Source organism: Butyricimonas muris (assembly GCF_046365375.1).
Taxonomy (GTDB): Bacteria; Bacteroidota; Bacteroidia; order Bacteroidales; family Marinifilaceae; genus Butyricimonas; species Butyricimonas muris.
This window is the reverse complement of record NZ_JBKEIT010000025.1, coordinates 1-1,076: the sequence shown is the minus strand read 5'-3', so window position 1 is coordinate 1,076 and position 1,076 is coordinate 1. Positions and strand designations below refer to the sequence as shown.

General features: G+C 48.0%; 1 protein-coding gene. It reads left to right on the top strand.

What is annotated here, in order from left to right; genetic code table 11:
• Positions 1-1,065: PD-(D/E)XK nuclease domain-containing ATP-binding protein (locus ACK8P8_RS22185; protein ID WP_410026331.1), on the top strand; the 1,065-nt coding region annotated here is incomplete at its 5' end.
• Positions 1,066-1,076 lie beyond the last annotated feature (11 nt).

Genomic DNA, 1,076 nt, shown 5'->3' with positions numbered 1-1,076 from the left:
CTGGAATATTACCGCGATACGCTGAAAGCGTTTTACGGGGTACTCAAGAGTGCCGATCGCTACTTGCGGTTCGTGTTCCTCACCGGGGTGACAAAATTCGCCCAAGAGAGCGTGTTCAGCGATCTCAACCAGTTGAACGATATTAGCATGGACTACGCGTATTCCTCTATTTGCGGTATCACCAAAGAAGAACTGGAACGGGATTTCCAACCGGAAATCAAGGCTCTCGCCGAAAGGAACAATCTTTCCCCGGCAGAAGCACTGGCGAAAATGGAAGCCCGGTACGACGGATATCACTTCCACCCGCGAGGAGCCGGAATGTTCAACCCGTTCAGCGTGTTGAGTTGTTTCAGCAAACTGGAATACGGCAATTATTGGTTTCACACGGGCACACCGACATTCCTCGTGGAGTTACTGAAAAAAAGTGATTTCGACATCCGGGAATTAATTGACGGGGTTGAATTACCCGAATCGGCATTCACGGAATATCGGGTGACCATGAATAATCCGATTCCATTGATTTACCAAAGCGGATACTTGACAATAAAAGAGTTTGATGCAGAGTTCAAGAATTACCTGCTTGCTTTCCCGAATGAAGAAGTTAAATATGGTTTCATTAATTTTCTCGTACCTTTCTACACCTCCATTCCGGACGAAGAAAAAGGGTTTCACATAGGCAAGTTCGTGCAGGAATTGGAAAAAGGGCAAGTCGATGCCTTCATGACCCGCTTACGTGCATTCTTCGCGGACTTCCCTTACGAGTTGAACGAGCGGACGGAACGACATTACCAAGTAGTGTTCTACCTCGTGTTCAAGTTAATGGGACAATTCACAGATGCAGAAGTACGGAGTGCCAAAGGACGGGCGGACGCCGTGGTGAAAACGCCAAAATATATTTACGTGTTCGAGTTCAAACTCGATGGCACGGTAGAGGAAGCCCTCGCGCAAATAGACGACCGGGGGTATCTTATTCCTTACTCTGCCGACAGACGTGAACTCGTGAAAGTGGGCGTGGAATTTATTGCTACCGAACGGAATATAGGGACATGGAAAGTCAACGCTTGAGTGCCGCGGAG